The organism is Streptacidiphilus monticola (genome assembly GCF_042658505.1).
GTDB lineage: Bacteria > Actinomycetota > Actinomycetes > Streptomycetales > Streptomycetaceae > Streptacidiphilus > Streptacidiphilus monticola.
The window spans coordinates 22,455-48,009 of record NZ_JBHSQJ010000006.1 but is presented as its reverse complement, the minus strand read 5'-3'; the positions used below and the strand labels follow the sequence as shown (position 1 = coordinate 48,009).

General features: G+C 74.3%; 27 protein-coding genes, 1 tRNA gene and 1 pseudogene. 16 read left to right on the top strand and 13 right to left on the bottom strand.

Going from position 1 to position 25,555, the window contains the following annotated elements; all coding sequences use genetic code 11:
* Position 1: 1 nt before the first annotated feature.
* Both ACFP3V_RS01745 and ACFP3V_RS01740 read right to left on the bottom strand, forming a co-directional pair.
* On the bottom strand, positions 2-1,768 hold the full coding sequence (locus tag ACFP3V_RS01745; RefSeq protein WP_380578866.1) for a SpoIIE family protein phosphatase: 1,767 nt from the start codon (positions 1,766-1,768) through the stop codon (positions 2-4).
* A 598-nt stretch (positions 1,769-2,366) separates the two neighbouring features.
* A tRNA-Leu gene (locus tag ACFP3V_RS01740) sits at positions 2,367-2,449 on the bottom strand.
* Between the two features lie 214 nt (positions 2,450-2,663).
* Between ACFP3V_RS01740 and ACFP3V_RS01735 the strand changes: the two genes are divergently transcribed.
* From ACFP3V_RS01735 to ACFP3V_RS01725, 3 genes are all read left to right on the top strand, one after another.
* The gene (locus ACFP3V_RS01735) at positions 2,664-3,998 is read left to right on the top strand and encodes a M20/M25/M40 family metallo-hydrolase (RefSeq protein ID WP_380578864.1); all 1,335 of its coding nucleotides are present in this window, start codon (positions 2,664-2,666) and stop codon (positions 3,996-3,998) included.
* Positions 3,999-4,178: 180 nt separating this feature from the next.
* Positions 4,179-4,427, top strand: coding sequence for a chaplin (locus ACFP3V_RS01730; RefSeq protein WP_380578862.1), 249 nt, complete (start codon positions 4,179-4,181; stop codon positions 4,425-4,427).
* 148 nt (positions 4,428-4,575) lie between these two features.
* On the top strand, positions 4,576-5,322 hold the full coding sequence (locus tag ACFP3V_RS01725) for a chaplin (protein WP_380578860.1): 747 nt from the start codon (positions 4,576-4,578) through the stop codon (positions 5,320-5,322).
* Positions 5,323-5,368: 46 nt separating this feature from the next.
* Here ACFP3V_RS01725 and ACFP3V_RS01720 read toward each other — a convergent pair whose 3' ends face one another.
* Positions 5,369-5,614: a DUF5703 family protein gene (locus tag ACFP3V_RS01720; protein WP_380578857.1), complete on the bottom strand. Its 246-nt coding sequence runs from the start codon at positions 5,612-5,614 to the stop codon at positions 5,369-5,371.
* Positions 5,615-5,747: 133 nt separating this feature from the next.
* On the opposite strand from ACFP3V_RS01720, the gene ACFP3V_RS01715 reads away from it, so the two are divergent.
* A complete protein-coding gene (locus tag ACFP3V_RS01715; RefSeq protein ID WP_380578855.1) occupies positions 5,748-6,335 on the top strand; it encodes a hypothetical protein in 588 nt (195 codons plus the stop codon).
* Positions 6,336-6,509: 174 nt separating this feature from the next.
* Here the strand turns inward: ACFP3V_RS01715 and ACFP3V_RS01710 are convergent, their stop codons facing one another.
* From ACFP3V_RS01710 to ACFP3V_RS01700, 3 genes are all read right to left on the bottom strand, one after another.
* Entirely contained in the window at positions 6,510-8,237 is a 1,728-nt protein-coding gene (locus ACFP3V_RS01710; protein ID WP_380578853.1) for a helix-hairpin-helix domain-containing protein, read from the bottom strand.
* A 72-nt stretch (positions 8,238-8,309) separates the two neighbouring features.
* On the bottom strand, positions 8,310-8,630 hold the full coding sequence (locus ACFP3V_RS01705; RefSeq protein WP_380578851.1) for a cupin domain-containing protein: 321 nt from the start codon (positions 8,628-8,630) through the stop codon (positions 8,310-8,312).
* Positions 8,631-8,667: 37 nt separating this feature from the next.
* Positions 8,668-9,645: an aldo/keto reductase gene (locus ACFP3V_RS01700; protein WP_380578849.1), complete on the bottom strand. Its 978-nt coding sequence runs from the start codon at positions 9,643-9,645 to the stop codon at positions 8,668-8,670.
* Positions 9,646-9,794: 149 nt separating this feature from the next.
* Here ACFP3V_RS01700 and ACFP3V_RS01695 point away from each other — a divergent pair, with 149 nt between their 5' ends.
* Positions 9,795-10,856, top strand: a complete 1,062-nt coding sequence (locus tag ACFP3V_RS01695) for an LLM class F420-dependent oxidoreductase (RefSeq protein ID WP_380578847.1) — start codon at positions 9,795-9,797, stop codon at positions 10,854-10,856.
* 70 nt (positions 10,857-10,926) lie between these two features.
* Here the strand turns inward: ACFP3V_RS01695 and ACFP3V_RS01690 are convergent, their stop codons facing one another.
* Positions 10,927-11,394, bottom strand: a complete 468-nt coding sequence (locus ACFP3V_RS01690) for a GNAT family N-acetyltransferase (RefSeq protein ID WP_380578846.1) — start codon at positions 11,392-11,394, stop codon at positions 10,927-10,929.
* 104 nt (positions 11,395-11,498) lie between these two features.
* Between ACFP3V_RS01690 and ACFP3V_RS01685 the strand changes: the two genes are divergently transcribed.
* The 5 genes from ACFP3V_RS01685 (at position 11,499) to mshC (ending at position 15,835) form a co-directional block, all read left to right on the top strand.
* Positions 11,499-12,005: a MarR family winged helix-turn-helix transcriptional regulator gene (locus ACFP3V_RS01685; protein WP_380578844.1), complete on the top strand. Its 507-nt coding sequence runs from the start codon at positions 11,499-11,501 to the stop codon at positions 12,003-12,005.
* 232 nt (positions 12,006-12,237) lie between these two features.
* Complete coding sequence (locus tag ACFP3V_RS01680; RefSeq protein ID WP_380578842.1) at positions 12,238-12,936, top strand: histidine phosphatase family protein; 699 nt, start codon at positions 12,238-12,240, stop codon at positions 12,934-12,936.
* A 58-nt stretch (positions 12,937-12,994) separates the two neighbouring features.
* On the top strand, positions 12,995-13,561 hold the full coding sequence (locus tag ACFP3V_RS01675; protein ID WP_380578840.1) for a DUF3090 domain-containing protein: 567 nt from the start codon (positions 12,995-12,997) through the stop codon (positions 13,559-13,561).
* A gap of 41 nt (positions 13,562-13,602) precedes the next feature.
* Positions 13,603-14,397: an SCO1664 family protein gene (locus ACFP3V_RS01670; protein WP_380578978.1), complete on the top strand. Its 795-nt coding sequence runs from the start codon at positions 13,603-13,605 to the stop codon at positions 14,395-14,397.
* 211 nt (positions 14,398-14,608) lie between these two features.
* The gene (mshC, locus tag ACFP3V_RS01665) at positions 14,609-15,835 is read left to right on the top strand and encodes a cysteine--1-D-myo-inosityl 2-amino-2-deoxy-alpha-D-glucopyranoside ligase (protein WP_380578838.1); all 1,227 of its coding nucleotides are present in this window, start codon (positions 14,609-14,611) and stop codon (positions 15,833-15,835) included.
* A gap of 67 nt (positions 15,836-15,902) precedes the next feature.
* Here mshC and ACFP3V_RS01660 read toward each other — a convergent pair whose 3' ends face one another.
* Positions 15,903-17,099: a glycosyltransferase gene (locus tag ACFP3V_RS01660; protein ID WP_380578836.1), complete on the bottom strand. Its 1,197-nt coding sequence runs from the start codon at positions 17,097-17,099 to the stop codon at positions 15,903-15,905.
* An 18-nt stretch (positions 17,100-17,117) separates the two neighbouring features.
* Here ACFP3V_RS01660 and ACFP3V_RS01655 point away from each other — a divergent pair, with 18 nt between their 5' ends.
* Positions 17,118-17,924: a glutamate racemase gene (locus ACFP3V_RS01655; RefSeq protein ID WP_380578834.1), complete on the top strand. Its 807-nt coding sequence runs from the start codon at positions 17,118-17,120 to the stop codon at positions 17,922-17,924.
* A gap of 129 nt (positions 17,925-18,053) precedes the next feature.
* Here the strand turns inward: ACFP3V_RS01655 and ACFP3V_RS01650 are convergent, their stop codons facing one another.
* Positions 18,054-18,920, bottom strand: coding sequence for a polysaccharide deacetylase family protein (locus tag ACFP3V_RS01650; protein WP_380578832.1), 867 nt, complete (start codon positions 18,918-18,920; stop codon positions 18,054-18,056).
* A gap of 114 nt (positions 18,921-19,034) precedes the next feature.
* Between ACFP3V_RS01650 and ACFP3V_RS01645 the strand changes: the two genes are divergently transcribed.
* A complete protein-coding gene (locus ACFP3V_RS01645) occupies positions 19,035-19,871 on the top strand; it encodes a spermidine synthase (RefSeq protein ID WP_380578830.1) in 837 nt (278 codons plus the stop codon).
* A 36-nt stretch (positions 19,872-19,907) separates the two neighbouring features.
* Here the strand turns inward: ACFP3V_RS01645 and ACFP3V_RS01640 are convergent, their stop codons facing one another.
* Both ACFP3V_RS01640 and ACFP3V_RS01635 read right to left on the bottom strand, forming a co-directional pair.
* Positions 19,908-20,579 (bottom strand): O-methyltransferase, encoded by a 672-nt coding sequence (locus ACFP3V_RS01640; RefSeq protein WP_380578828.1) that lies wholly within the window; start codon positions 20,577-20,579, stop codon positions 19,908-19,910.
* A 17-nt stretch (positions 20,580-20,596) separates the two neighbouring features.
* The gene (locus ACFP3V_RS01635; protein ID WP_380578826.1) at positions 20,597-21,022 is read right to left on the bottom strand and encodes a hypothetical protein; all 426 of its coding nucleotides are present in this window, start codon (positions 21,020-21,022) and stop codon (positions 20,597-20,599) included.
* Positions 21,023-21,135: 113 nt separating this feature from the next.
* On the opposite strand from ACFP3V_RS01635, the gene ACFP3V_RS01630 reads away from it, so the two are divergent.
* A complete protein-coding gene (locus tag ACFP3V_RS01630; RefSeq protein WP_380578824.1) occupies positions 21,136-21,714 on the top strand; it encodes a nucleosidase in 579 nt (192 codons plus the stop codon).
* 155 nt (positions 21,715-21,869) lie between these two features.
* On the opposite strand, the gene ACFP3V_RS01625 is transcribed toward ACFP3V_RS01630, so the two are convergent.
* Positions 21,870-22,928, bottom strand: a complete 1,059-nt coding sequence (locus tag ACFP3V_RS01625) for an aldo/keto reductase (RefSeq protein ID WP_380578822.1) — start codon at positions 22,926-22,928, stop codon at positions 21,870-21,872.
* Between the two features lie 110 nt (positions 22,929-23,038).
* On the opposite strand from ACFP3V_RS01625, the gene ACFP3V_RS01620 reads away from it, so the two are divergent.
* Complete coding sequence (locus ACFP3V_RS01620) at positions 23,039-23,737, top strand: TetR/AcrR family transcriptional regulator (protein ID WP_380578819.1); 699 nt, start codon at positions 23,039-23,041, stop codon at positions 23,735-23,737.
* 156 nt (positions 23,738-23,893) lie between these two features.
* Positions 23,894-24,397, top strand: coding sequence for a PTS sugar transporter subunit IIA domain-containing protein (locus ACFP3V_RS01615; protein WP_380578817.1), 504 nt, complete (start codon positions 23,894-23,896; stop codon positions 24,395-24,397).
* A 48-nt stretch (positions 24,398-24,445) separates the two neighbouring features.
* Here the strand turns inward: ACFP3V_RS01615 and ACFP3V_RS01610 are convergent, their stop codons facing one another.
* A complete protein-coding gene (locus tag ACFP3V_RS01610; RefSeq protein WP_380578815.1) occupies positions 24,446-24,922 on the bottom strand; it encodes an NUDIX hydrolase in 477 nt (158 codons plus the stop codon).
* A gap of 110 nt (positions 24,923-25,032) precedes the next feature.
* On the opposite strand from ACFP3V_RS01610, the pseudogene ACFP3V_RS01605 reads away from it, so the two are divergent.
* Positions 25,033-25,555, top strand: a pseudogene (locus tag ACFP3V_RS01605) (O-antigen ligase family protein); the annotation flags it as partial.

The window sequence follows — 25,555 nt, the reverse complement described above, 5'->3', positions numbered from 1 at the left end:
GTCAGCTGATCCTGGCGGCCAGCAGCGCGACGTCGTCCTCGCCGTCGACGATGCTGAGCTGGGCCAGGGCGGCGTCGAGCAGGTGCTCAAGCGGGGCCGCGGGGTCGAGTCCCAGGGCGGGAAGTCGACTCAGCGACTTGTCGATGTCCTCTCCCCGCCGCTCGACCAGGCCGTCGGTGTAGAGGAGCAGCACCGAGCCTGGGGGCAGCTGCTCGGTGCGGGAGCGGTAGCGGTGCGGGCCGATGCCGAGCGGCGGGTCGACCGGCAGCTCCAGCAGCCGGGCCGGGGCGTTCGGCGTAGCCAGCAGGGGCGGCAGATGGCCCGCACTCGCGAACGTGGCCGTTCCGGCGGCCGGGTCCAGCTCGGCCACCAGGCAGGTGGTGACCCGGTCCAGCCGCAGCGCGTGCGCGGTCCGCTGGGCCTCGTCGAGGATCCTGGCCGGGTCCCAGCCCTGCAGCGCCAGGGCACGCAGCAGCATCCGGAACTCGCCCATCGAGGCCGCCGCGTCCAGCCCGTGGCCCATCACGTCCCCGACGACGAGCAGCGCCCGGCCGTCGGGAAGCCGCAGGCTGTCGTACCAGTCGCCGCCGACCTCCGCGCTGGCGCCGGCCGGGAGGTAGCGTCCCGCGCACTCGATCCGCGGGTGCGAGACGACCTGACCCGCGAGCAGCGCCCGCTGCAGCACCAGCGCGGCCTCGTGCTCCTGTGCGAAGCGCTGAGCGTGGTTGACGCTGGCGGCCGCGCGCCGGGCCAGTTCGGTGACCAGGTCCACGTCCTCGGAGGAGAATGACGGCGAGTCGCCGGCGCGGACCAGCACGACCACGCCGACGGTGTCGTGACGCGCCGTCAGCGGGACGCAGAGCGCGGAGTGGATGCCCATGCGACGGTACCGGCCCACCCGCCCGGCCTCGGGGGCATCGGCCGCGAGCTGCTCGTCGTCCGGGAAGTTGGAGACCACGGGCCGCTGCTGGGCCAGGCATCTGGCGGTCGCGGCGGTCGGCTGCGGATTCAGCCGCGCGCCCGGGGCGCCGAACCAGCGGCCCGCCTTCACCAGCGCCGGCGTGGTGCTCATGGCCAGCCGGACCAGGCGCGGCGAGCCGTTCACGATCTGCCGGCCGGGCGGGCAGTCGGGATCCAGGATGTCGACCACGGCGATGTCGGCCAGCCGGGGGACCAGCAGCCGGGTCAGCTCCTTGCAGGTCTGCTGGACGTCCAGGGTGGTGCCGATGCGGGTGGCCGCCTCGTCCAGCAGGGCGAGCCGGGTACGGGCCCGGTCCAGCGCCTCCCGGATCCGGCGGTCCTCGGTGATCTCCAGCACCATGCCGGCGACGCCGAGCACCTGGCCGTCCGCGCCGTGGACACGGTGGTAGGCGTTGTGCCACCAACGCAGCTCGGCGGCGCCGTCGGCCTGGGTGGTCCCCTCCACGGTGTGGTTGCGCGGTTTGCCGTCGCGCAGGACGGCCCGCAGTTCCGCTTCCGCGGCGTCCACGTCGATGCCGGGCACCACGTCGGCTATTCGCCGGCCCACGTGCTGGGCGGCGGGCACCCCGTTGATCCTCGCGAGGGCCTCGTTGACGTAGCGGTACCGCAGGTCCGTGCCGAGGAACGCGACCCCGAGCGAGGCGCCGTCGAGCATCTGACGCATCGTCCGGTACTCGGCCGCGAGCCCCCGGTGCTCACCGGCGGCCTCCAGGGTGGCCAGCAGGGCCCGGGTCTGCGCTTCGTCCATGAAGCCCAGCACGTTCTCCGGGCGCTCCTCCAGGCTCATGGGCAGATGTTCGCACCCGACGTGCCCGTACGCCCCCCGAACGCGCCGAAATCCCGCGCGGCGCGGATCGGGTCCCCTGTGCGGCCCGCCCGCCGGGCCTGTCGGGGAGCCGGTTTGCGTCGTTGGTGCCGCGGAACCGGCAGGGTCCGGCCCCCGCGACCGGACGCCGAGAAGCCCCGGTCGGCGGGTTCGCGCGGTCCCTGCCCGCCTCGGGCCTGGCCGGCGCGCCGTACCCCGGCTCCGGTGGGCACCCGAGCGCGCCGAAATCCCGCGCGGCGCGGATCGGGTCCCCTGTGCGGGCCGCCCGCTGGGCCTGCCGGGGAGCCGGTTTGCGTCGTTGGTGNGCGGTCCCGGCGGCCTGGGGCGCCCCGGCAGGCGGAATCGGCTCCGGCTCCGGCGTAGCCGGGTCGCCGCGCGGTCGCGCCTGGCCGACGGCTTGGCCTGCGGGTTCCGTGGCCCCCGGCGGACCGGGGAAAGGCGGGCGGGCGTCGCGGGCCCTGCGGTGGAGCTGCACGGTGCGGGGAAGGGTGGCAACCGGCTGCGGGGGAACGACATCGGCCCCCCGGTCGGTGACCGGGGGGCCGATGTGGAGGATGCGTGCGCGAGGGGGGACTTGAACCCCCACGCCCCGAAGGGCACTAGCACCTCAAGCTAGCGCGTCTGCCATTCCGCCACCCGCGCATCTTCGGCGTCAGCCGCGTCGTCTCCGTCGCGCTGACGGGGATAACCATAGCAAAGATCAGCCAAGGTTCCGAACCGCTTATCGCCCCGTCCACCTGCGCAGACAGGCTCCCGCGCGGCGATACCGGCTTGGGTCGGCGCGGGCCCGCGGGGGAGGATGGCGGGAACGCGCCCGGGGGACGCCCCCGGCGTTCCGTCAGAGAGGCTGAACAGCGTGAGCGAGTCGAACCCGACCCAGGCACCCAGGCACCCGCGCGGCGAGGACGAGGTCGCCGAGCTGTGCCGGGACCTGATCCGCATCGACACCAGCAACTACGGCAACAACGACGGTCCTGGCGAGCGGGCGGCGGCCGAGTACGTCGCGGAGAAGCTGGCCGAGGTCGGTCTCGAGCCGCAGATCTTCGAGTCCGCCCGGGGCCGCGCCAGCACCGTGGCGCGGATCGAGGGGGAGGACCCGTCCCGGCCCGCCCTGCTGATCCACGGCCACACGGACGTCGTCCCGGCCAACGCCGACGACTGGACCCACCACCCCTTCTCCGGCGAGATCGCCGACGGCTGCGTCTGGGGACGCGGCGCGGTGGACATGAAGGACATGGACGCGATGACGCTGGCCGTCGTCCGCGACCGGCTGCGCAGCGGGCGCCGTCCCCCGCGCGACATCGTGCTGGCCTTCCTCGCGGACGAGGAGGCCGGCGGCGTCTACGGCGCGCACCACCTCGTGGACCACCACCCGGGCCTGTTCGAGGGCGTCTCCGAGGCCATCGGCGAGGTGGGCGGCTTCTCCTTCACCGTCAACGAGCAGCTGCGCCTCTACCTGGTGCAGACGGCGGAGAAGGGCATCCAATGGATGCGGCTGACCGTGGACGGCACCGCTGGGCACGGGTCGATGGTCAACAAGGACAACGCCATCACCGAGCTCTGCGACGCGGTGGCCCGGCTGGGGCGGCACAAGTTCCCGGTGCGGGTGACCAAGAGCGTCCGGCACTTCCTGGACGAGCTTTCCGACGCCTTCGGCGTGGAGCTCGACCCGGAGGACATGGACTCCACCCTGGAGCGGCTGGGCGGCATCGCCAAGCTGATCGGCGCGACCTTCTCCAACACCGCCCAGCCCACCATGCTCGGCGCCGGCTACAAGGTGAACGTCATCCCGGGCCAGGCGGTCGCGCACGTGGACGGGCGCTTCCTGCCGGGCCACGAGGAGGAGTTCAGCGCCGAACTGGACCGCATCCTCGGGCCGCGCATCAAGCGGGAGTTCGTGCACCGGGACAAGGCCGTGGAGACCGACTTCGACGGTGCGCTGGTCGAGGCGATGCAGTCCTCGCTGGTGGCCGAGGACCCGATCGCCCGGGCCGTCCCCTACACGCTCTCGGGCGGCACGGACGCCAAGTCCTTCAGCGAGCTGGGCATCCGCTGCTTCGGCTTCGCGCCGCTGCAGCTGCCGCCGGACCTCGACTTCGCCGGGATGTTCCACGGGGTCGACGAGCGCGTGCCGGTGGACGGTCTGAAGTTCGGGGTGCGGGTCCTGGACCGCTTCCTGGACGCCTGCTGAGCCTGTTCGAGCGCGCGGCTCGACCGCAGGTGGGACTGACGTTCCGTCAACTCCGTGTTCGAGCCGCTCACTCCTCCGGGTGAGAACGGGTTTTCTCACGTACCTCGTTCGCCACAGCCTCGTTCACCCATATGCAGCCCGGGGCTCTTCCGGGCTGCTTGCCGATGAAGGAGGACAAACATGAAGGCGAAGAAGGTCGCTGCGCTCGCGGTCGCCACGGGTGGACTGGTGCTGGGCGCTGCCGGCGCCGCCTCCGCCCACGGGCACGGCGGGGCGACCGCGGAGGGCGCCGCCTGGGGTTCCCCCGGTGTGCTCTCCGGCAACCTGATCCAGGTGCCGGTCCACGTTCCGGTGAACGTGTGCGGCAACACCATCAGCGTGATCGGGCTGCTCAACCCGGCTTTCGGCAACCACTGCGTGAACGACTGACCCGGTTCCGGTCGATGCCGGTTCGGTGACTCGCGGTCCCGGGAGGCGGGCCCCGCCTCCCGGGACTTCGTCGTCCCCTCACGGTCGTCCCGTTCGGGGGGATCCTCCAGAGCTTCAGCACCACCTCACTCAATGCAAGGCAGGCAACATGCGACACACTGCCAGACGCGGTCTGCTCACGGTCGTGGCGGCCGGAGGCGCCCTGGCCTCCACGGCCGGCTACGCGCACGCGGCCGCGAGCGCGACAGGCACGACGGCGGACTCGCCGGGCGGGGTCTCCGGCAACAGCGTGCAGGCGCCCGTCGAGGTGCCCGTCAACGTCTGCGGCAACACGGTCGACGTGGTCGGCCTGCTCAACCCGGCCTACGGCAACTCCTGTGGCAACCACAGCAGTTCGCACGGTTCCGGCGGCTCGGGCAGCACCGCCACGGGCGGCGCCCACGGCTCCCCGGGGGTCGGCTCGGGCAACGGCGTCCAGGCGCCGGTCGACGTCCCGGTCAACGCCTGCGGGAACTCGGTGAACGTTGTCGGGGTGGGCAACCCCGCCTTCGGCAACCAGTGCGCCAACCACGGCCACGTCTCGCCGCCGCCGACGCACACGCCACCGCCGACCCACTGCGGCTGCCACCCGACCCCGCCGCCCTCGCACCAGCCGCCTCCGCCGAGCACGCCCAGCTCGCCCGGGAGCCACACCCCCGGCGGCAGCACCAGCCCCACCGCGGGCCACACCCGCCAGGCGCCTCCGCCGAGCAGCAGCACGCCCGCGCCCGGTACGCAGCTCGCCAGCACGGGCGGCGGCAGTGACGCCGGGATGCTGGCGGCCGCGGGCCTCGCGCTGATGGGCGGCGGCGCGCTCCTCTACCGTCGCGCGCGCACGGCCGGCCGTCACCACTGAGACCGGTAGCAGCCGATCCCGGACGGCCCGTTCCGCGCTGCCGCGCTCAGTCCGGCAGCGCGGACCAGGTGCTGCGCGCCTGACGGATGATCCGCCGACGCAGCGTCACCTGGCGGCGACCGTCCGGGTAGAGGCGCAGCCGGTCGAGCTCCCAGTGGCCGTACTCGGCCTGCTCGGTGAGCAGCTGCCGGGCCTCGTTGCGGGAGGTCCCGCGCGGCAGCAGCAACGAGCGGAACTCGTACTCCGCGCGCCGCACCGGCTTCGCGGGGGTGGTGCTGAAGGGGTGGGTCAAGACTCTCCTCCTGGACGTCGCTCAGTCAGCAAGCCTACGACCGCTCCCGGGCCGCCTCTGCCGAATATTTCCCCGGGAATCGGGCCCGGAACACCGGTGCGCTCGGGGCCCGTCTGCCGATAGCGTCTGACCCATGACTGATGTCGTGCCCCCGAGCTCTCCGAGCGCGGACAGCATCGCCCGGGTCCGTGCGGCGGCGGAAGCCGTCAAGATCGCTATCGACCGTCACCTGGAGGCCGTGGAGACCCGCGCCGAGGAAGGCGGCGAGGTCGAGGTGCTGGTCGCCTACGAGCAGCTGGCCGCGGCCGCGGACGCCTACGACGCGGCACTCTACGAAGTGCACGACGAGGTCACCCCCTTCGAGATCCCCAGAGGCGAGTCCGAGGGCTACCCCGACCCGGACGCGCCCGAGGCGATCAGCGTGCTGATCCGCCGTGACTACGTGCTGGCCGACCCGGACCGGCTGCGCGCGGCCACCCAGGAACCCGGCCTCAGCGTGAACGGCGCCATCGCCGCGCTGTTCGGGGCGCTGGACCCGGACCAGATCGCCCAGCGGGCCGAGGACTTCGGCCTGGAGGAGGGCGATTCCACGCTCTGGGTCACCGCCGCCGACCCGGCGGATCCGGGGGAGTGGCTCAACGATCCCTTCGAGGACGCCGACCCGGAGTTGCTCATCTGCCGATTCGACGTCAGCGAGGCCTTCGAGGACGAGCTCGCCTGACCTCACCGGCCGCGCGGCGGGTGTGCAACCGCCGCGCGGCCGCGGCGCGTGCGGCTCGGCAGCCGTGCTCCGCCGGCCGGGGCCCGGCCCTCCTGCGACCAGCGCCGCCCCGGGGGGCTGGTCGCCTCTGCATGGAGCCGCGACCTGTGCAGGCCGCCTGACTTCGCCGAGCGGCTACTGGCTCAGCAGACCTTTCAGGCGCGTGGTGCGGGGTGCCGCCGGGCGCGCGTTGACCGCTTCGGGGAGGGCGGGGCCGATGGCCGTGACGACGGAGAGGTGGGTGGCGGCGCGGTTGAACGCGGAGTAGACCCACTGGCGGGTCAGCCCGGGGACGGCTTCCGGGGCGAGGACGGTGACCACCGCGGGCCAGCGCCGCGACAGGGACTGATGGGCCGTCAGCGCCCAGCCGTGGCGCAGCGACGCGGCCTCCGCCGGAGGCACGGTGCGGCCGGTGGACAGCGTGAGGCCCTCCGGACCCGCGGCCGTGACCGTCGCGCTCTCGCCCCCGTCCAGCACCAGGTCGCCCACGTCGAACCCGCCGAACTGCCCCGGCCCGGGGGCGAGTCGGGCTTTGAGCGCGGCGTTCAGCGCGCGCGTTCCCGCCGGGCCGGCGTGGGCGTGGGTGACCACGCGCACCTGGTCGGACGGGATGCCGAGGGCGCGCGGGATCGAGTCGGTGACCAACTGCACGGCCCGGTGCGCGGCTTCCGCCGCGTCCCGCGCGGTGACCAGGACGACCTCCTTGTCCGGGGCTTCCACCTGCTGCAGTTCGCCGATGCCGATGCCGGAGACCAGCTCGCCGATCGGGCCGAAGTCGGGCTGGCGGGAGGCGACCACGGGCGCGGCCTTGGCTGCCAGCAGGTCCGCGAAGACCCGGCCCGGGCCGGTGGACCAGAGCTCGCCGGGATCGCCGCTGAGGATCAGCCGGGTGCCGTCGGCCAGCGACTCGACCAGCGTCGCCGCCGTCTCCACGTCCAGCGTCGGGGCGTCCACGACCGCGAGCAGGTCGAGCGCGAGTGAGCCCTCCTCGTCCCGCTCGCCGGAGGACAGCAACTCGCGCAGCAGCACCGCCTGTTCGTCGCCGAGGCGGGACAGGCTGGAGGCGCTCGCCGCGGCCATAGTGGCGCGCAGCCCGCGCTCGCGGGCGGCCCTGACGGCGCCGACCGGCTCCGAGCGGGCCGCCTCGCCGCCCGTGTGCAGGACCAGCCCCGACTGCGCCGCCGCCTCCAGCAACGGGGCGGTGTGCTTGTCGGCGCCCTCGGCCCAGCTCTCCTGCGCCGGCTCCGCCGTGGACAGCAGCCGGATCAGGCCGTCGGCCAGGCTGTCCTCGGCCAGGGCCAGTCGGTCGAGAGCGAGCAGCACCCGGGGCGGGGCCGCCTCGTCCTCCTCGTCCCCGCCGACGGACTCGCCGAAGGAGTCGTCCTCCTCCTGGAAGGGCATCACCCGGCCGTCCTCCTGGAGTACCGCGGCCAGCGCCTGGTCCGGGGCGGGCACCCCCTGCTCGGCCAACCCGGCCCGGACGGCGGTCAGTTCGAGGGCCGTGTGGCCCTGCAGGGCGGCCCGTTCGAGCAGCCAGACGGTCAGCGCCGCGGCCCGGCGCGGATCGCCCGGCCCGGCCTCGCCGCCGAGCAGGGCGCGGGCGAACGCGTCGGCGTTGGCCGGCTGGACCCCGGGCACGGCGAGGACGGCCCACGGATCCTCCCGCAGCAGCCGGGGCGCGGACTCGCCCAGCGCCGCGACGGCCGCCGGAGCGAGGGACGCGGGCGCGCCGGCGCCGGACAGGAGCGCGGCGGTCTCGCCCACCGGATCGGCTGACGGGGCGTCAGCGCCCGCCTCGGGGGTGATCTCCCGGATCGCCTCGGCGAGCTGCCGCGCTGTCTCCGTGCTCGCGTTGTCGGTCATCGGTCGGCCTTCCAGGTGCGGGTCCACTGCACCCCGTACGCTATCGAGCCCCACCGACAATCCGGCGCAGGGTCAGACGCCGGTGACCGTGGTGAGCAGCACCGCCGCGTCGCTGAGCGCCAGCAGGCCGTGGCGCTCGGAGGGGATGGGCACCAGGCCGTCGGTCTCGACGACCTGGTCGCCGCTGGCGGCCGTCAACCGCACGCGTCCGTGCAGGACCTGGATCGAGGCCGCCTGCGGGGCCTCGTGCTCGTCGAGCGCCGTCCCCTCCCGGAGCGCGATCAGCGTCTGGCGCAGCACGTTCTGGTGCACCAGCAGGTGCGCGCTGCGTCCGTGCGGGGCGGCGAGGGCCTTGTCGAGGTGTTCGAGTGCCAGGGCGTTGAGGTCATCCATGCGGTCCATAGTGGGCGGATTCCCGCCTGACTGCTCGTCAGAGTACCGTCCAGTCCTGGTCCGGGTAGAAGTGCAGCGGCGCGGAGATGTCGTCCAGCACGCTGCGGATCTCGTCCGGGAGGCAGAGCGACTCCGCGCCGAGGGCGGACGCCAGTTGGGTGGCGGTCCGGGCGCCGACCACGGCGGACGCCACTCCCGGGCGGTCGCGCACCCAGGCGAGGGCGACCTGCAGCGGCGAGGTCGCGAGCCCGTCCGCGGCGGTGGCGACGGCGTCGACGATGAGCCGGCTGTCCTCGTCCAGGTACGGCTGGACCAGTCCGGCCAGTGTTCCCGCCCCGCGGGAGTCGGCGGGGGTGCCGTGCCGGTACTTCCCGGTCAGCACGCCGCGGGCGAGCGGGGAGGCCGCCAGCATGCCGATCCCGGCGTCCTGCGCGGCGGGCAGCACCTCGCGCTCTATCCCCCGCTGCAGCAGCGAGTACTCCATCTGCGCCGCGGCCAGCGGCGTCCGTCCGGGGACGGCCCGCTGCCAGGTCGCGGCGCGGGCCAGCTGCCAGCCCGAGTGGTCGGCCAGGCCCACGTAGCGGGCGCGCCCGGAGGACACGGCGAGGTCGAGCGCGTGCAGGGTCTCCTCGGCGGGGGTGTGCGGGTCGAAGGCGTGGACGAGCCAGAGGTCCACGTGGTCGGTGCCGAGGCGGTGCAGCGACGCGTCGAGGGCGGTGAGCAGATGCCCGCGGGAGCCGTCGATCCGGCGGGAACGGTCGGCCACGCGGCCGGACTTGGTGCAGATCACCAGTTCCTCGCGCGGCACCAGACTCTCCGTCAGCCGGCCGAGCAGGTACTCGGCGGTGCCCTCGGAGTAGACGTCGGCGGTGTCCACCAGCGTGCCCCCGGCCTCGGCGAACGCCTTGAGCTGGTCGGCGGCCTCGTGCTCGGGGACGTCCCGTCCCCAGGTCATCGTCCCCAGGGCGAGCCGCGAGACGCGCAGGCCCGTCCGCCCGAGGTGTCGCTGTTCCATGCGGGCAGCGTAGTGGGGGAGAGGGCCGCTCGTTCGCAGGGGCGCTCCAGCGTCGTCCGTCAATGCGACCGATCTCGCCCGCCCGGCCTGCTGCCACGGCTACCCGTTGGTAGCTACAGTGCCCTCACGCCCATCGAAGGAGAGAGCGCGTGCGACTCGGGATCAACCTCGGATACTGGGGCCTCGGCAACGACGCCGACAACATCGCCGTCGCGCAGGAGGCGGACCGGCTCGGTTTCGCCGTCTGCTGGGCCGCGGAGGCCTACGGCTCGGACGCCGCGACCGTGCTCGCGTACGTGGCCGCGAAGACGGAGCGGATCGACGTCGGCTCGGCGATCTTCCAGATCCCGGCCCGCACCCCGACGATGACGGCGATGACCGCCGCCACCCTGGACACCCTCTCGGGCGGCCGGTTCCGGCTCGGGCTCGGCGTCTCCGGACCGCAGGTCTCCGAGGGCTGGTACGGCGTCAAGTTCGACAAGCCGCTCGCGCGTACCCGCGAGTACGTGGAGATCATCCGCAAGGCGATGTCCCGCGAGCGGGTGGTCCACGAGGGACCCAACTGGACCCTGCCGCTGCCCGGAGGCCCGGGCAAGCCGCTGAAGTTGACGATCCATCCGGTGCGGGAGCGGATCCCCCTCTACATCGCGGCCATCGGCCCGAAGAACCTCGAACTGACCGGTGAGATCGCGGACGGCTGGCTCGGCATCTTCTTCGCCCCGGAGCAGGCCGCGCTCTCCCTGGAACCGCTGACGGCGGGCCGGGCCAGGGCGGGGAGGACGTTGGAGGGCTTCGACGTCGCCCCCAACGTGCCGATCGCGGTGAGCAAGAGCGACTCGCCCGAGGACCTGGCCGCGGCGGCGGACATCTTCCGCTCCTACACGGCGCTGTACGTGGGCGGCATGGGCAGCCGGGAGCAGAACTTCTACAACCGCATCGCCCGCCGGATGGGCTACGAGGCCGCCGCCGAGGAGATCCAGGACAAGTACCTCGCCAAGGACTACGCCGGCGCGGCGGCGGCCGTCCCGCAGGAGCTCATCGACCGCACCACGCTGGTCGGCACGCGCGAGCGGATCGCCGACCGCCTGCGCGCTTACGCGGACGCGGGCGTGACGACGGTGAACCTGTCCCCGGGCGGCTTCTCGATCGACGAGCGGATCACGGCCCTGCGCACGGCGGCGGAGGCGGTGGAGCTGGCGGGTCTGGCCTGAGCGGCCCGCACGTCCCGCGCCCGGGGCCGCCGGGGGCGGCCGCAAGGGGCGCGGGACGTGCAGCCAACTCTCAGGAAGCGGGCGCACGTTGGGGCCCCGGGTCATGCTCCGGGCTCAACAGGCCGGCCTCCAGCGCGCGGTCCGGCTCGCTCCAGATCGCCATCGCGGTGGTCATCCGCAGGAAGCCGAGCCCTTGGTAGAAGGGCTCGGTCCCCGGGTTCGCGTAGAGAATGATCTTCTTGTGCCCGGCGGCCCGTTCCACGAGCCTGCGGATGATGGCGGAGCCCAGCCCCTGTCCCTGGTGGTCGGGGTGCACCGCGACGTGGCCGATGTAGGCGCAGTCCGCGCCGTCCGCGAGGGCGCGTCCCGCGCCCACCAGGGCGCCCTGGAAGCGGACGAAGCAGGCGAACATGCTGTTCGCGAAGACGGTGGCGAGTTCGCCGGGCGGCTTGTCGCCCAGCGGCGCGACCCGGTAGAGCTCCGACAGCTCCTCGAAGTCCACGTCCTGGACGCGGTGGTCCCACGCGTATCCGTTCACGGCTCTCCCCCTTGTTCGTTGCGGGCGCAGGTTGCCCGGGTCGGGTCGCCTGCGGTACTTTCCGTGGAAGACAAACTATTTTCCGCGGAAGAGATCGTCAAGTCATGAACGAGCGCAGCGACGCCGACGGAGTGGACCGGATCGTCGCCCAGTGGCGCCGGGAGCGGCCCGACCTCGACCCCGGTCCGGTGCAGATCGTCGGACGCATCACCCGGCTGCACTGGACGCTGGAGGAGCGGCTGTGCCGGGTGTTCGGCCGTTACGACCTCGGTCGTGGGGAGTTCGACATCCTCGCCACGCTGCGCCGCTCGGGCGCCCCCTACGAGCTGACGGCGGGTCAGCTCAGCGGGTCGACGATGGTGACCTCCGGAGCCGTGACGAAGCGGGTCGACCGGCTCGAACGCGCGGGCCTGGTCGACCGCCGGGCGGCCGAGGACGACGGCCGGGGCCGGCTCGTCCGGCTCACCGACCGGGGCCTGACCCTCGTCGACGAGGTGGTCGCCGAGCACCTGCGCAACGAAGCGCGCCTGCTCTCCGGTCTCACCGCCGACGAACGCGACACCCTCGCGGACCTGCTGCGCAAGCTGGGGCGGACGCTGCCGGAGGACTGACAGCGGCGGCCCCGGCGGCTCGCCCGGCAGGGCGCTGCGCCAGGCCCGGTCCGGCGGATCTTCCCTGGCCCGCGGCGTTCCCCCAGCCTTCGGCGGGGAGGTGCCCCTACCCTGTGTTGGCGAAACGCCCAAGTATGTCCAGTACGGGGCACTCCGCCGCCCTGGAGCCGGCCGCACCAGGCGGCGCGGGCTGATCCGGAAGGATCCGCCGGACAGGCCATAGGCTGTCCGCATGCCGACGATGCTGCTGGTGCGACACGGACGTTCGACCGCCAACTCGTCCGGGATCCTGGCCGGGTGGATGCCCGGGGTGGACCTGGACGAGCAGGGCGGGCAGCAGGCCAAGGCACTGGCCGAGCGGCTGCGGGACGTCCCGCTCGCGGCGGCGGTCAGCAGTCCGCTGGACCGCTGCCGGCAGACGATCGCCCCGCTCCTGGCCGGCCGGCCCGAACTGACGCTCCGTCTGGACGAGCGCCTGGGCGAGTGCCGGTACGGGGACTGGACCGGCCGCCCGCTCGCGGAGCTCGCCAAGGAGCCGCTGTGGAGCACCGTCCAGCAGCAGCCCTCGGCCGCGACCTTCCCCGGCCCCGAGGGGGAGTCCCTGCGCGACCTCAGCCGCCGCGCCGTCGAGGCGGCCCGCGAGTGGGACGCGCAGGTCGAGGCCGAGCACGGCGCCGACGCCGTGTGGATCGCGTGCAGCCACGGCGACGTCATCAAGGCGATCGCCGCAGACGCGCTCGGCCTGCACCTCGACGGCTTCCAGCGGATCTCCGTCGAGCCCGCCTCGGTCACCGCCATCCGGTACACGCCCGTCCGCCCGTACCTGCTCCGGCTCGGCGACACCGGCGAGTTCGCGGGCCTGCTGCCCCGCCGGGAGACCTCCGCGCCCGCCGACGATGCGGTGATCGGCGGGGACACCGGGCAGCGCTGAGCTGCGAGTAGTGTGGGAAGTCCAACGGTCCGTCAGTCCCGTCCCTGGAGCTGATCTCTTGCCCCGCCAGGTCTTCTTCTACGATCCGCCCGAGCGTTTCGTCGCCGGGACGATCGGCGAACCCGGACACCGCACGTTCTACCTGCAGGCGAGCGCGCGCGGCCGGATCACCAGCGTGCTGCTGGAGAAGGGCCAGGTCGCCGCGCTGGCCGAGCGGGTGGACGAGCTGCTCGACGAGGTGGTGCGCCGCAGCGGCGGGATGACCAGCGTTCCCGCCGTCGCCCCACCGGAGTTGATGGACACCGCGCCCCTCGACTCGCCGGTGGTCGAGGAGTTCCGCGTCGGCACCATGGCCCTCGCCTGGGACGACTCGGTGCAGCTGCTCGTCGTGGAGGCCCAGCAGTACGTCGAGGACGACGAGGAGGGCGGCGCCGAGCTGTTCGAGGACGACAGCGCTGACGGACCGTCACTCCTGCGGGTGCGCCTGACCGGTGCGATGGCGCGCGTCTTCGCCAAGCGGGCGCTCGACCTCGTGTCGGCCGGGCGTCCCCCGTGCCCGTTCTGCAGCCTGCCGCTGGACCCGGAGGGGCACGTCTGCCCCCGCCAGAACGGGTACCTGCGCTGAGCGCCGCCGTCCCCGAAGCCGACGCGGCCGCCTCAGCGGGACTGGCGGCCGATCCGGAGCGCGCCCTGCGGCTGCTCCGCGCGGGCGAGCTGAAGCTGCACGGGCAGCTGACGGAGGCCTCCAACGCGGCGTTCTACTGCACCGTCGAGCAGGACGGGGAGAGCGCCGTCTGCGTCTACAAGCCGGTGCGCGGCGAGCGTCCGCTGTGGGACTTCCCCGACGGCACGCTGGCCGGCCGGGAGACGGCGGCCTTCCTGGTCAGCGCCGCGACCGGCTGGGGCCTGGTCCCCCCGACGGTGCTGCGGGACGGGCCCTTCGGCGAGGGCATGTGCCAGATTTGGATCGAGGCCGATCCGGGGGCGGAACTGCTGGCGCTGCAGGACGGCGAGGAGCCGGCGCCCGGCTGGTGCGCCATCGGCCGGGCCGAGGTCGGCGGCGGGCGCACCGCGCTGCTCGTCCATGCGGACGACCCGCGGCTGCGCCGGATGGCGGTCCTCGACGCCGTCCTCAACAACGGTGACCGCAAGGGCGGTCACCTGCTTCCGGCCGTGGACGGCCGGCTCTACGGGATCGACCACGGCGTGACCTTCGCCACCAGCCCCAAACTGCGTACGCTGCTGTGGGGTTGGGCCGGGCAGCCGCTCCCGGACGAGGCGGTCGCCGTCCTCGGCGGTCTGCGCGCGGGCCTGGACGGTGAACTCGGCGCCGCGCTGGAGCCGCTGCTGACGCGGGCCGAGATCGCGGCCACCCGGGCCCGGGTGGCGTCCCTGCTGGAGGCCGGGGTGCACCCCGAACCCAGCGGCGAGTGGCCTGCGGTGCCCTGGCCGCCCATCTAGGGCCTGGCCGTCGGGTCAGGTGGAGCACGCGCCGCCGATGCGCGCACCCCGACGGCGTCCGTCGGTCCGACCTGATCCGCGACCCACGCCGTGGCTGACGCCGCGTCGCCTGCCGGGCATGGGCGGGCCGCTCCCCGCGCTGTGTTGCGCGGCGTGACTTTTCCGGGCGGCCGTTCGTCAGACAAATGATCGCGCGGTTAGAGTCATGCATATGCATGCATGGCCCGCCTCCGAGGTTCCCGCGCTTCCCGGCAAGGGGAGCCCCCTCCGTATCCACGACACCGCGACCGGCGGTCTGCAGACCACCGAGCCCGGGCCGACCGCCCGGATCTACGTCTGCGGGATCACCCCCTACGACGCCACGCATCTCGGCCACGCCGCGACCTACAACGCGTTCGACCTCGCCCAGCGCGTCTGGATCGACGCCGGTCACGAGGTCCACTACGTGCAGAACGTCACCGACGTCGACGACCCGCTGCTGGAGCGGGCCGTGGCGACCGGCCAGGACTGGGTGGCCCTGGCCGAGCGGGAGACAGCGCTCTTCCGCGAGGACATGACCGCCCTGCGCATGCTGCCGCCGCGCGAGTACGTCGGCGCGGTGGAGTCCATCCCGCTCATCGTGCCCCTGGTGCAGGACCTGCTGGCCAAGGGCGCCGCCTACGAGCTGGACGGCGACATCTACTTCTCGGTCGAGTCCGACCCGGCCTTCGGCTCGGTCTCCCGGTACAGCCCCGCGGAGATGCTGCGCTTCTTCGGCGAGCGCGGCGGCGATCCCGACCGCCCGGGCAAGAAGCACTGCCTCGACCCGCTGCTGTGGCTGGCCGCCCGCCCGGGCGAGCCCGCCTGGGACACGGCCCTGGGCCACGGCCGCCCGGGCTGGCACATCGAGTGCGTGGCCATCGCCCTGCGCTACCTCGGCATCGGCTTCGACGTCCAGGGCGGCGGCAGCGACCTCGCCTTCCCGCACCACGAGATGGGCGCCGCCCACGGCCAGGTGGCCACCGGCGAGCACCCGTTCGCCAAGGCGTACGTCCACGCGGGCATGGTGGCGCTGGACGGCGAGAAGATGTCCAAGTCCCGGGGCAACCTGGTCTTCGTGTCCCGGCTGCGCAAGGACGGCGTCGATCCAGCCGCGATCCGGCTGGCCCTGCTGGCGCACCACTACCGCTCAGACTGGGAGTGGACGGCCGGGGACCTCGAGGACGCCCAGGCCCGTCTCGCCCGTTGGCGCGCCGCCGTCTCCCGTCCCGACGGTCCCGACGCGCTGCCGACCCTGGCGGCGGTCCGCGCCGCGCTCTCGCACGACCTGGACGCCCCGGCGGCCCTCGCGGCCATTGACGCCTGGGCCGACCTGCAGACCGCCGAGGGCGGCGACGAGACCTCCGCCCCCGGGCTGATCTCCCGGACCGCCGACGCGCTGCTCGGAGTGGCCCTCTGAGTCGCGGGCGCCACCCTGGGGGCGCATGCCGTGAGCAATGCGCCCCCGGACGCCTCCTGATGCCCCGTCAGGGATAGGTGCGGCCCTTCCACGCCGCGCCGCGGCCGCGCCAGTGCTGGACGGCCGAGTCGACGGTCATCAGCGTGTAGAGCAGGGCGGTGAACGGCAGCAGCACCGACTGCCAGGCCGGGAGCCGGTAGTAGCGCAGCATCTGACTGAACGTCACCGCCATCAGCGCCCAGGCCGCGAGCGCCGGCCCCCAGACCCCGGGCCGGCCGGTGACGGCGCCGAGGACGGTGAACACGGGCGGCACCAGGTAGACCAGCGCCAGCCCCAGGACCGTCCCGGCCAGCAACAGGACGTTGTGCCGCAGCTGCGCGTACGCGCTGCGGGCGACCATGTGCCACAGCTGCGCCAGCCGGGGGTAGGGCCGCACGCTGTCCACGCGGTCGGCCAGACCCAGCCAGGTCCGCCCGCCCGCGCGCTTCACCAGGCGGGCAAGGTTCACGTCGTCGATCACCGCGCCGCGGATCGCGGCCACGCCCCCGGCGCGCTCCAGCGCGTCCCGGCGCACGAGTGTGCAGCCGCCCGCGGCGGCCGCCGTCCGGCTGCCCGGGCGGTTGCTCCACCGGAACGGGTAGAGCTGGGCGAAGAAGTAGACGAACGCCGGGACGATCAGCTTCTCCCAGCGGGTCTGCGTGTTGAGCCGGGCCATCTGCGAGACCAGGTCGTACCCGCCGGTCTCCGCCGCGGCGACCAGGGCGTCCAGGGAGTCCGGGTCATGGGCGATGTCGGCGTCCGTCAGTAGCAGGTAGGTGATGTCCGGCCCCGCCGCCTCCACGCCGTGGCGCAGCGCCCAGAGCTTGCCGGTCCAGCCAGCCGGGGGCTCGCCCGGCGTGGTGACGGTCAACGGGAGCCGCGCGTCCGGGGCGGCGCCCAGCTTGCGGGCCGACTCGCCCGTCCCGTCGGTGCTGTTGTCGTCGACGAGGATCACCCGGGCGTCACCCGGATAGCGCTGGGCGAGCACGCTCGCCAGGCTGAGCGGCAGCACCTCGGCCTCGTCGCGGGCCGGGACGACGATCGCGACCGGAGGCCGCGGCGCGTCCTCGCGCCGTGGCGGCAGACGCTGATCCGTGCGCCAGAAGCCTCCCTGACAGAACGTCAGCCAGAGCCAGGCCAGCAGGGACGCGCAGGAGATCCAGATCGACACCGTCACCCGGGGGAGTATGCCGCACCCCGCGGCGCGGGAGCGGCGGGACGTCATCGGATAGGGTCGAGTGCTGTGAAGATCGCACTGATGGACTCGGGTCTTGGCCTGCTGGCCGCCGCCGCGACGCTGCGCGCTCTGCGCCCGGACGTGGACCTGGTGCTCTCCACCGACCCCGACGGCATGCCCTGGGGCCCGCGCACCCCGGACGACGTCGCCGCCCACGCCCTGGCGGTCGCCCGCGCGGCGGCAGAGCACAAGCCGGACGCGCTGATCGTGGCCTGCAACACCGCCAGCGTGCACGCGCTGCCGCAGATCCGGGCGGAACTGGAGCCCGACATCCCGGTGATCGGCACCGTCCCCGCGATCAAGCCCGCGGCGGCGGCCGGCGGCCCCATCGCGATCTGGGCCACCCCGGCCACGACCGGCAGCCCCTACCAGCGCAGGCTGATCGCGGACTTCGCGGCGGGGGTGGAGGTGGCCGAGGTCGCCTGCCCCGGGCTTGCCGACGCGGTCGAGAGCGGCGACGCGGAGGCGATCGCGACGGCGGTCGCCGGCGCGGCGTCGCGCACGCCGCGCGGCCTGCGGGGGCTGGTCCTCGGCTGCACGCACTACGAGCTGCTGGGGGCGGAGATTCGCGCTGCGCTGGGCGCGGCGGAGCTGCCCCTGTTCGGGTCCGCGCGGCCGGTCGTGGATCAGGCCCTGCGTCGGGCGAGGCCCCTGCGGGAGCGGGGGGAGGGCACGGTGACGGTCCTCCGCTCCGGCCGCGAGGAGCAACTCCCGCCCGCCGCCCTCACCTTCTCCGAGGGACGGTCACTTGCGGGCTCCCCGGGGCGCACCCCCGCAGGGGCGCGGGGAACTGCGCGGGCAACACACCGCTGAGGGACGTCCGTCCCCGTCTGCGGGACGAACCTCCCCGACTGGTGTGTTGCTCGCGCAGTTCCCCGTGCCCCTGCGGGGCTGTGCCCCTGCGGGGCTGTGCCCCTGCGGGGCTGTGCCCCTGCGGGGTTCTCAGAGTGCGCTGGCGGGGGTGGGGACGCGGAGGCGGAGGCGGGCGAAGAGGGTGTCGGACCGCAGGTGGGAGGGGTCCGGGGCGACGGCGATCCTGCTCAGCGCGAAGTGGTCCGGGGCCAGGGAGGGGTCGACGTCCCGGCCGTCCGTGGTGAAGGCCAGGCGGTAGCCCAGTTCGCGCAGCAGCGCCGAGGCACGCAGATCCGGTGTGTGGTCCGGGTAGGCGAACGCCGTCGGGGCCACGCCGGTCAGGGCGACCATGCGGTCGTGGCCGCCGACGACCTGCTCGTGCAGGGCGTAGCTGTCGCAGGAGGCCAGCGGGGCGTGGCCGAGCGAGTGGTTGCCCAGGGAGACCCCGGCGTTGAGCAGGGCGCGCAGGTCGTCCGAGGTCAACTGCTCGGCCGCCGGGGCCTGGTGACGGGCGGTCACACGGAGTTCGGCCAGGCTGCGGCGGCGGTCCGGGTCGGGCAGGGCCGACAGCGCGGCGCGCACGTCCACGCCCGGGGGCATGCAGCGGGCCCAGCCGCCCGCGCGGACCAGAGCCTCGGCCTCGTCCCACCAGTACGGCTGCTCGGTGTCCACCAACTCGGCGACCACGAAGGCCACCGCGGGCAGCCGGCGCTCCGTCAGCACCGGGAGGGCCTGCGTCACCACGCTGCGGTGCCCGCTCTCGAAGGTGAGCAGGACGGAGCGCGGAGGCAGCGCGGGGCCGCCGTTGAGCGCGGACTCGACCTGGGCCAGCGAGACCGGGACGGAGTTCCGCTGGATCCGGTCCAGCTGCGCGCGCAGCGTGGCACGGTCGGGGATCTCGCGGAACGCGAGCACCGTCAGTCGGCGCGGGGTGCTGCGCAGCATCAGCTCTCGCACGGGCTTCCCTTCCGTCGCGGCCGTCGTGGACGCCAACACAGAGGGAGACCAGCGCAGCTGTGGGAAGGTTGTACGCCGGAACCAGAAATCTTTCGGGACCCTTAAAAGGACGACGTGAGCGACGACGAACCGGTGGTCCGCCAGGTGGACCACGGCCTGGCCCGGCTGCTGCCGGACCTGGACCGCCCGCATGCCTGGCTGCTGACGATGGACGGCGCGCCGCAGTCCTACGTCGACCTGGACGACCCCGCCTACCTGGAGTTCGAGTACGTACAGCGGCTCGCCCACGCGGTCGACCGGGCGGCCGCGCCCGGGGCGCCCGTGGACGTGCTGCACCTGGGCGGCGGCGCGCTGACCCTGCCGCGCTACCTCGCCGCCACCAGGCCCGGCTCCCGCCAGCACGTGGTCGAGTTCGACGCGGCGCTGATCGAGCTGGTCCGTGAGGTCCTGCCGTGGCCCGTGGGCATCACGGTGGCGGCGGCGGACGCCCGCAAGGCCGTCGCCTCCGCCGGGACGGACAGCGCCGACGTCGTCGTCGCGGACGTCTTCGGCGGGGACCGGATCCCCGCGCAGGTCACGTCGGTGGAGTTCCTGGCCGAGGTGCGCCGGGTGCTGCGCCCGGGCGGGCTCTACGCCGCCAATCTGGCGGACGGCGCGCCGCTCGACTTCCTGCGCGGCCAACTGGCGTCCGCCGCAACGCTCTTCCCCGAGCTCTGCGTGCTCGCCGAACCGGCCGTGCTGCGCGGCCGCCGCTACGGGAACCTGGTGCTGCTGGCCTCGGACGCCGCGCTGCCCGAGGCGGAGCTGACCCGGGTGCTCGCCGGCGACCCCTTCCCGGCGCGGGCGGTGGCGGGGGAGCGGCTGGCCCGGCTGTTCGCCGGGGCCGAGCCGGTGACGGATGCCACGGCCGCGCCCTCGCCGCCTCCGCCCGCCGGGATGTTCAGCGTCTGAGCCCCCGGGAGGCACGGGGCGACGTCCGACTCGGGGTCAGGAGACCACGCGGGCCAGCGCGAAGCCGTCGTACCCCTTGCTGCCCACGGTCTGCAGCGCGGTCCCGTCCAGACGCGGCTCCTCGGCGATGTACTCCAGGGCGGCCCGGGTGCCGAGGACGTCGGGGCGGTCGCTGGCGGCGTCGGCGACCGCGCCGTTGCGGACCACGTTGTCGACGACGATCACCGTGCCGGGGCGGGACAGCCGCAGCGCCCAGCGCAGGTAGTTCGGGTTGTTCTCCTTGTCGGCGTCGATGAAGACCAGGTCGAAGGGTTCCAGCTGCTCCAACTCCAGCTGCGGCAGGGTGTCCAGGGCCGCGCCGACGCGGATCTCCACCTTGTCGCCCACGCCCGCGGCGTCCAGGTTGGCGCGCGCGACGCCGGCGTGCTTCTCGCTGTACTCCAGGGTGATCACCTTGCCGTCCCCGGGCAGGCCGCGGGCCAGCCAGGTCGTCGAGTAGCCGCCGAGGGTGCCGATCTCCAGCACCCGGCGCGCGCCCGTGATCTGCACCAGCAGGTTGAGCAGCTTGCCCGCCTCGGCGGAGACCGCGATCCGGGGGAGTCCTGCCGCGTCGGCGGCCTTGAGGCCGGCCTCCAGCGCGGGATCGCTGAGGCCGAGGGTGTCCGTGAGGTAGGAGTCGACGGTCTGCCAGGTCTCTTCGGTCGTCATGCCGCCAACGTACGGGGTCAGCGGCTGTTCCGGTTGTCGATTCGGATGTTGACGCGGCCCGAGCCGCCGCCGAGGCCGTGGCGGAGGAAGCCCGCGCCGAGCAGCACCGCGGCCACCGCCCACAGACCGGTGCCGGCGGCGTGCACCCCCAGCCCGAAGAAGTAGGCACCGACCCCGAGGCCCGCGCAGAGCACGCCGCCCCCGGCGAGCCGGGCCGGCCAGGGGTCGCGCGGCGGCGAGGGCGGCGGCGCCTGCCACAGCACCGGGGTGGGGGAGAAGAGTTGAGGCCGCGTCAGGTCGCGCGACCGGACCAGCTCCGCGGGCAGGTAGTGGCGGCGCAGCGCCTCCGCCTCGAACTCCGCCTCCACCGGCCAGGCACGCAGCAGCGCCCGAGCCGTCTCGTCCACCAGATCCTGCCGGTCCCCGCTGGTCCCGTCCGTCATCCCCGCCTCCTCGCACCCTCCCGGCCACGCTAGAAGCGGGGCGGTGCGGCGGCAGCGCGGGCTGATGCGAACGGGTGGCCGGGCGGCCCCGGCGCGCTGGATACCCTGGCCCCATGCAGCTTCTCGGAGAACTCCGTCCCGACCGCCCCCTGCTCGTCGTCGCCGTGCGCGAGGAGGCCGCCTACCTCGGGGACGGACTCCCGGTGCTGCTCACCGGCATGGGCAAGGTGAACGCGGCGCTGGCCGTGGGCTCGGCGCTGGCCGGTCCGGTGCGCCCGGCCTCGGTGGTCAACCTCGGCACGGCGGGCGCGCTGCGGGACGGGCTGTCGGGCACCTTCGAGGTGAGCCGGGTGCTCCAGCACGACCTGGACGACCGGGTACTCCAACTGCTGACCGGGGAGGTCTTCGGCCCGCCGCTGACGCTGGGTCAGCACGGCGGGCCGGTGCTGGCGACGGGCGACCTGTTCGTCTCCGAGGAGGCCGCCCGTGCCCGGCTGGCCGCGCAGGCGGACCTCGTGGACATGGAGGGCTATGCCGTCGCCGCCGGCGCGCTGCGGGCCGGGCTGCCGGTGCGCCTGGTCAAGCACGTCAGCGACACGGCGGGCGAGGGCGCGGGCCGGACCTGGCGCGAGTCGGTGGACGACTGCGCCAAGCTGCTCGCCGCCTGGGTGGACGAGCACCTGCTCGGCTGAGCGCGGCGGCTGACGCGTCCGCACGTCCCGGTGGGTCCGACGGATTCCCATGTCCGGTGGGTCCGACGGGTCCGCGGGTCCCGGTGGGTCCGACCGATCCGCAGGTCGCGGTGGGTCCGACGCGCCCGAACGCGGTGACGGGTATTGACGGAGCGTCAGGCCGCGCCCGCCGCCGCGCGCTGCCCCGACGGGCGGCGGCGCAGCGCCGGCTCGGTGAGAGCCGGGGGCTGCCAGGCCCCGTCGGCCCGGTAGGTGTCGGTACCGGGCGGGACGATGGCGTCGAGGCGGTCCAGCAGGTCGTCGTCGAGTTCCAGGTCGGCGGCGCGGAGCAGCCCGTCGAGCTGCTCCTCGGTACGGGGGCCGAGGATCACCGACGTGACGGCCGGGTGCGTGACGGGGAACGCCACCGCGAGCTCGGGCAGGGGGCGGCCCAGCTCGTCGGCGAGGGCGGCGAACTGCTCGACGGCGGCGAGCTTGGCGGCGTTCTCCGGCCGGTCCGGATCGAAGCGGGCGGGGTTGAGCGCCGCCCGGCCGCGGGTCAGGTCGACTGGCCGGCCCTGGCGGTAACGTCCCGTCAGGAAGCCCCAGCCGAGTGGGCTCCAGGTGAGCACGCCCATGCCGTGCCGCTGGGCCGTGGGCAGCAGCTCGCGCTCGACGCCGCGGGCGAGCAGGTTGTAGGGCGGCTGCTCGGTGCGGAACCGGTACAGGCCCCGGCGCTCGGCGGTGTGCTGCGCCTCGACCAGCTCCGAGGGCGGGAAGGACGAGCAGCCGAAGGCGCGGATCTTCCCTGCCCGGACCAGGTCGGTGAGCGCGGCCAGCGTCTCCTCGACGTCGGTGGCCGGGTCGGGGCGGTGGACCTGGTAGAGGTCGATCCAGTCGGTGTCGAGGCGGCGCAGGCTGTCCTCGACCGCGCGGACGATCCAACGACGGGAGTTGCCGCCCTGGTTGGGGCCCTCGCCCATCGGGAAGTGGAACTTCGTCGCGAGCACGACCTCGTCCCGGCGTCCGGCCAGCGCCTTGCCGACGATCCGTTCGGACTCGCCGCCGGAGTACATGTCGGCCGTGTCCACGAAGTTGATGCCGGCGTCGAGGGCCCGGTGCAGGATGCGGGCGCAGGCGTCGGGGTCGGGGTTGCCCACGGAGCCGAACATCATGGTGCCCAGGCAGTGGACGCTGACCTGGATGCCGGTTCCGCCGAGGGATCGGTAGCGCATGGCCCCGCAGCCTAGGAGTTCGAGTGCACTCGAACGCAAGACGTCACCCGGGGCGTGCCGTATCCGCAAGGCCATTCGGAGCGGTGCTCTCGATGTGGCACACTGCTTCCATGGCTGCGATCAAGACCGCCCGCGAACGGGCCCGTGAGGAACTCACCCGGGAGATCAAGGCCGAGGCCCGCCGTCAGCTCGCCGCACAGGGCGCGCAGCAGCTTTCGCTGCGCGCGGTCGCCCGCGAGCTGGGCATGGTCTCCTCGGCGCTCTATCGCTACTTCCCCAGCCGGGACGACCTGTTGACGGCCCTGATCCTCGACGCCTACGACGCCCTGGGCGACGCGGCCGAGGCCGCGCTCGCCGCGGCCGAGGCGGAGGGGGCCGACCGGCGCGGGCGGTGGCGGGCGTTGGCCCACGCGGTGCGGGACTGGGCGCTGGCGCACCCCCACGAGTACGCCCTGCTGTACGGCACGCCGGTGCCGGGGTACGCCGCCCCCCAGGAGACGGTCGCGGCAGCCGCCCGGGTCCCGCTCGCGCTGGTTGCCCTGCTGCGCGAGGCCGTCGACGCGGGGACGGCACCGGAGGCCGGAACGCGGGTGCCGGAGGGAGAGCTCGCGGCACAACTGACGGCGGTGGCCGACGAGTTGTCTCCGGGTCTGCCGCCGGCCGCGCTGGCGCGCGGGATCGCGGCGTGGACGCAGGTCTACGGCGTCATCAGCTTCGAACTCTTCGGCCACCTGGTCGGCTCCGCGGACCCGGCCGGCCCGTTCTTCTCCTTCGTCGTCGAGGACGTGGCCGACTCGCTCGGCCTGTAGTCGTGCGCACCCCCGGCGGGCACGGGGGGCGGGCACGGGTTGTGGCGGACCGGGGGCGGCGGGCCAGGGGCGGCGGGGTGGCGGCTTTCGTGATCACGGCGGCGCGGCGGGGGCGGCCCGATCGGGCCGCGGACTAACCTTGGCGCGGAGGTGGAGATGTCTGACCAGGCCGAGATCGTGCCCCTGCACGCGGTCCCGGACACGGAGCCGGGCGACCTGCCGGCGCCGCTGCGGCTGCTGCCGCTGCCCACGCACGACCGGGTGGGCGTGCTGCTGGTGGCACACAGCAGGGCGGTCGCGGAAGCAGTCGCGGTCATGGCCGTGGGGCTGCTCGGTGGGGAGGACCCCGCGCCGGTCGGTGCGGTCGGCGGCCCGCGCGAGGGCGTTCCCGGCGTGCGGGCCACCGCCGTGGTGGCCGGAGCCCGGCGGGTCGACCAGGGCGTCGGCGTGGCCGTCCTCTGCGACCTGGGCAGCTCCGTGCGCATCGTCCGGGAACTGCTGGACCGCGCAGAGGAGTTGGGGTTGCCCTTCCCGCTGCGGGTGTGCGACGCGCCGCTGGTGGAGGGGGCCGTGGCCGCCGTCGCCACCGCGACGGCGGGCGGCGACCTGGCCGCCGTCGTCGAGGCGGCCGAGGACGCCTACCGGGTGCGCAAGCTCTGAGCCGCGGGACGGCCCGGCCGGGCCTCGCGGGCGGCTCCCCTCATCCGGTCACGGAGCTTCGAAGAACGCCTCCGTGCCTGTGCCGAGGGCGAGTTCGAGGCGGCGGGCGGCATGCGGGGGGAGTTCGGGCACCTGGTCCAGCGGGAACCAGGCGATCTCCAGCGACTCGTCGTCGTTGACGCGGGCGGTACCGCCGACGGCCCGGCACAGGAAGGTCAGGCACAGGAACTGGGCCCGGTCGCCGTTCGCGAACCGCACCGGCGGGTCCGCGATCGCGCTGACGAGCCGCTCGACGACGATCTCGACGCCGGTCTCCTCGCGCACCTCGCGGACCGCAGCGGCGGCAGGCTGCTCGCCCGGATCGATGATGCCGCCGATGAGCGCCCAACGGCCGGTGTCCGCGCGGCGGTTCATCAGCACCCGCTCGCCGTCGGGGTCCAGCACCACGGCGCAGACGCCGCTCATCCACAGCGGGTGGTCGCCGATCATGGCGCGGAGGTCGCGCACGAACTCGGGAATCGCCATGGGCCGAGGGTACCTGCCCGAAGTTTCCGACGATCTTCGCGTCGAGGGGGCGCATTCGGCCATGGCCGGGCTTACCTTGGTCCCTGCAGGTGGGGATGGAGGGGGGCTCCATGGCGGAGACCGCGGCGCGGTCCGCCTCCGCGGGCACGGCATGCGATGTCGCGGGCGCGGTGCTGCTGACCGCCTCGGCGGCCTGGGCCGTCTACACAGCGGCCGGCCGGGACGTCGGGCCGGAGGGCCAGTTGCTCGCCCTGCTCGCCGTGACCGCGGGTTACGCCGCCGGGCGCATCGCGGGCGCCGTCGCACCCCTGGGCAGCCTGGTCGCCGCCGCGGGCGTGGTCGTGCTGCTCCCGCTGGCGCTGCCGGGCGGCCTGTCGGGCGATCCGGTCGCGCTGCCGCTGCGGCAGGCCGACGCGGACGCCGCTCTGCTGGCGCTGGGCGCGGGCGCGTGCTGCGCGGCGCTGCGGACGGCCCGATCGGCCGCGCTGCGGGTGGTCCTGGGTCTGGTCGCGCTGGGTCTGGTGGGGGAGTCGCTGGCGACCGGCTCGGTGGCCGGATTCCTTGCCTGCGGCGGGGTGTTGGTGGTGGCCGCGGCGACCGGACGGACGCGGCGGCGGGGGACGGCGCTCGTGC